Genomic DNA, 3,870 nt, shown 5'->3' with positions numbered 1-3,870 from the left:
TTCCTTGCCAAACCGTGACGCAGTGTCGGCTCGACGGAAAATTCCGACGAGTAACGGGCAAATGGACATGGAAAATCGGGTCGACGGTCTGGGGGTTGAGGTAACACGCGAGGTGTCGACGGAGGTGCTTTATGGCAAACGTCTGTTGACCCTAAAGCGACGTACCAGAAAGGCGATTGGTCGCGAAGCGACGCTTTTTGAGATCGTGGATTGCTTCTGTTCGGCGGATGGAGAATTCGCTCCCGCCACTATTCGCAATTATGCCGCGGCGCTGGGTTTTGCGATTTCCTACGTCGAAGGCAAAGGCCGTATCACGGTCGAGGTAGCGCAGGCGTGTCGGAGGCGATTGGCGGACCGCCCTATGCCTCGTCCGAAAAATGCCGAAAAACGTACGTCTGCCAAAAAAGCGAAATCAGTACCGACGCAGGTTCTGCGATTGGTTTGTAGCAAGCTACGCCGTCGCGGCCGCAAAGACGATCGCCTGCTCGTGCGCCTCCTCGTGCAAAACGTCACATTCGGACTGCGTCCGTGTGAGTACCACGGCGCGAAGGTTGAGGAATTCTATCTCGTCGTGCCGTGTGCCAAGGCGACCAACGGCCGTTCCCTCGGTGAGACGCGAGAACTGGGATTGGCCGGGCTTCCAGTCGAGCAAGTGCAGAACCTCAAAACCCTCATTGCGGAAATTGAAGTGGCGGCGAAGGGCGATGTGGCCGCGCTCATCGATCGGCTTGGGGGCCGCTTGCGCCGCGCTTGCAAGAGCCTTCAGGTCCCTGCCTTTTCGCTCTACACAACGCGCCATCAGGCGATTGCCAACAAAAAATCGACCTCTTCGGATGAGCAGGTCGCCGCTTTTGCTGGACACGTCAGCAGCTATACAGCGCAAAAGCATTACGCGCCCAAGGGCAAGGCTTGGAAAGTCGATAACACCGCAAAGCCGTCACCCCAGATGGTCCAGCGTGTCCGGGACCGTAAGGTCGTCGCAGCTGGCTACGGTCCTCGTTTCTGACCCGTTCAGATACCTCGGCATAAATGGCGCGACACTCAGTCCATGATCATCGCGCCACTGGCAACTGTCGATAATGACAACAGGGGCCGGACCCTGCGAGTGGTTTTCGACGTTCGGCTCATCCGGAAATCTGGACTCTGCGACAGCGCCAGTTTGCCTCAGACGGCAATTTCTCGGAGCGTTAGCAGGAACTAACCAAGTTTGCGATCCAGTATAGACGCCGGTGATAATGATCCGGTAGTCTTACAGAACGGTGCCGATTCCCGGCAACGATTGGTTGGAACCGCTCTCTGCAAAAGAGCGGCCGACGGAAGGTCTGCAAACCCGCCGTCGACCTGACCACAGACAAACTGATTGGACCAGTAAGACTATGGCTAAAGCCACTTCTAGCGGCCGTGCGGCTGTGCGCAACCCCCATTCCTATGCCGTCGACAATCTTGTGCCGAAGGATGCCGTTTCCGTGCATCCCGGACTGGTTGCCCATCCGCTGGTAACGCCCGGCGTTCAGGTGCAGATCCTATCGGTGGTGGATGCCACTGGCTCGGCAAGCATTGGCGACCTCATCGCCGCGCTACCAGAGCATGCTGATCCGGTCGGAGCGATTTTCGCTCTGATTACCAGCAAGGTTCTCAAGGTGATCACGCCTGGCATCATTGATGCACACAGCATTGTTGTGCGTTGCCAGAGGGGCGGTGAGCATGGCGGTGTTGGTGGCGTACCGGGTCCCTTTGGGAGCAATGGAGGGGATACCGTCGCCATTGACACGCTGTCGGCTACGATGACCAGCATCCTGCCAGCTGGCTTGACGTCGGTGACGGCAGGCCAGTTGCGGCCTCAGGTCATCGTCGGTTCGGGTAAGCAACGCGCTGACTTTGGGCGTGCTGCCGATTTGCAGCGCCCCGGTGTCTACATCCTGCTACGCGGCCACGACGCTTATGTCGGCTACGGCTCCAATGTCGGGGCCCGGATTGCCGCCGGCCGCCAGATGCCGGAAGGTATGCCTGAGCGCATCATCACCATTACCGACGCCGACGACCGACTGAGCGAGAATGACGGCAAAGCCCTTGAGCGCATTCTGTGGGCTCGCGTGGCTGCGGATGCTCACTTCGTGGTCGTCAACGGCCTGCCCGATGGCGCAGTGGTTAAACCGGAGCGCTACGACCAGTTGTCTCTGTTTGTCGGTCAAGTGGCGCTGGCCTTGCGTCAAGAAGGTTTCATGTTTCAGGCAAGCTCAGCGCGCGCGGCAATTGCTGGTCCGCGGACGGAAACGGGGAGGCTCGGAGCACCTCGTCGTCTCGATGACCTGCCCGATGGTCGGGTGATGGAGCTCAATTACTGCGGGCTCACCGCTCTGGCGGCCGAGCGCAAAGATGGTTCATGGGTGCTGCTCCGCGGCTCGGACGTGCGCCTTGAGACTGTCGCCTCAGCCAATAGTACCGCTGCCTTTCAGCGTGCAGCTTGGCAGCACGCTGGCCTGCTCGTGCCGGCCGCTGATAATTCGTGCTACGTGGTGATGCGCGACCTCATGTTCTCTTCGGGCAGCGCCGTCAGTCACTTTGTCTCTGGATCCAAGGGTTTTGGGCGCGCTGGCTGGAGGCCGATCAATGCGGATGCGGAGCTGACGCTCCCCCTTCGCTAACACGGCGATCCTCTCACCCTTCTGTCATCCCCTTTTATATGAGGCGCGGCCTGCCATTGGCCGCTGCCCGGGAGACCTTTTATGTCCCTTCATACCCTCGCCAATCGTGCGCCCTCGGTTGATGACGACGATGACTGCCCAACCGACAATTCCCCTGAGACCAAACTCCCTCTCCGCACCAGCGACGCCTTGGCCGAAGCCATGCTCGACGCTGTCCTCACGCCGCACCAGCGTCGTCTCATGGCATCCCCGCCACGGCTGATCCTTATCAGAACGGCGGATAGTGCCGGTGCAGAGTTACTCGCGCGCTATCTGCGCCGATTCCGGCAGGGCATGATGGTGGAAGCGGTCAACGCACTGGCCAAAAGTGGCGGCAAGTCCGAACCGCGCGACAGCACAAAACTTGCTGGCCTCGAATTTGGCCGCACAGTGATCCTAATCTCCCAGGATCCGGGTCGATACCTCGTCCCGGAAGCTTTGAACGGCGCGGATACCGTCATTGAGGTTGGTGCGCCTAATGTCGCCGTCATCCGCAAAACCATATTTTTGGTCACTGGCAAGCGGGTCCATGGCCTCACGGCAGCTGATATAGAAGGCTTGGGGACTACCGATTTCACAACGGCAATCCGTCCCAAGCTCTCGCCGCAGGAATGCCTCGCGAACCTGCGCCGCGCTGTTGCTGCGCGGAGGACGCCGCCGGTCGCCAACATCGCCGTTTCCCTCAAAGACCTCGCCCTGACCAAGGTAGTTGCGGACTGGGCGCAGGACACCGTCAATCTGATGGGCAAAGTCGCCAATGGTGAGCTGGACGCTGCCGCCTTGCGTCATACTTGCCTTGAGGGCCCGCCGGGAACCGGTAAGACCACGGTTGCTGCCGCCCTTGCGGTCTCTGTCGGATGGACATTTCACAGCTCTTCTGTCGGAGCGTGGTTTGCCGAATCCGGTGGCCATCTCGGTGATGTCATCCGCGCCGCAAGAAAGTTCTTTGACGAGCTTGCTCTAAACAAAGGGCCGGTTGTGGGGCTCATTGACGAGATCGATGCACTGCCGAACAGGGCGACCATGGGGCGAGATGACGCCACTTGGTGGACGCCGGTCATCAACTTCGTCCTCACCGAGATCGACCGCGTGCGCAAATCCGGTCGACCAGTGCTTTTGATCGCCGCTACCAATCATTTCGGGAAGCTAGACACTGCCCTCATCCGCCCCGGGCGCCTCGAGCGTC

3 protein-coding genes are annotated in these 3,870 nt (G+C 59.8%); all 3 read left to right on the top strand.

The features are described 5' to 3' along the window. Positions 1 to 1,006, top strand: a 1,006-nt coding sequence (locus tag HKD40_RS17550; protein ID WP_210257159.1) for a hypothetical protein, incomplete at its 5' end; no start/stop codon positions are given. A gap of 370 nt (positions 1,007 to 1,376) precedes the next feature. After that, positions 1,377 to 2,645 carry a hypothetical protein gene (locus HKD40_RS17545; protein WP_169197058.1) on the top strand — a complete coding sequence of 423 codons (1,269 nt, stop codon included), beginning with the start codon at positions 1,377 to 1,379 and terminating at the stop codon, positions 2,643 to 2,645. 81 nt (positions 2,646 to 2,726) lie between these two features. Beyond that, the coding region (locus HKD40_RS17540) for an ATP-binding protein (RefSeq protein WP_169197057.1) at positions 2,727 to 3,870 on the top strand (1,144 nt) is incomplete at its 3' end.

The sequence above is a fragment of the Devosia sp. MC1541 genome, assembly GCF_012847305.1.
GTDB lineage: Bacteria > Pseudomonadota > Alphaproteobacteria > Rhizobiales > Devosiaceae > Devosia.
This window is presented reverse-complemented; position numbering and strand designations above follow the sequence as displayed.

Bases quoted from the DNA above. Each gene is read 5' to 3' on its own strand.
- HKD40_RS17545 (WP_169197058.1), top strand. From the start codon at position 1,377: ATGGCTAAAGCCACTTCTAGCGGCCGTGCGGCTGTGCGCAACCCCCAT.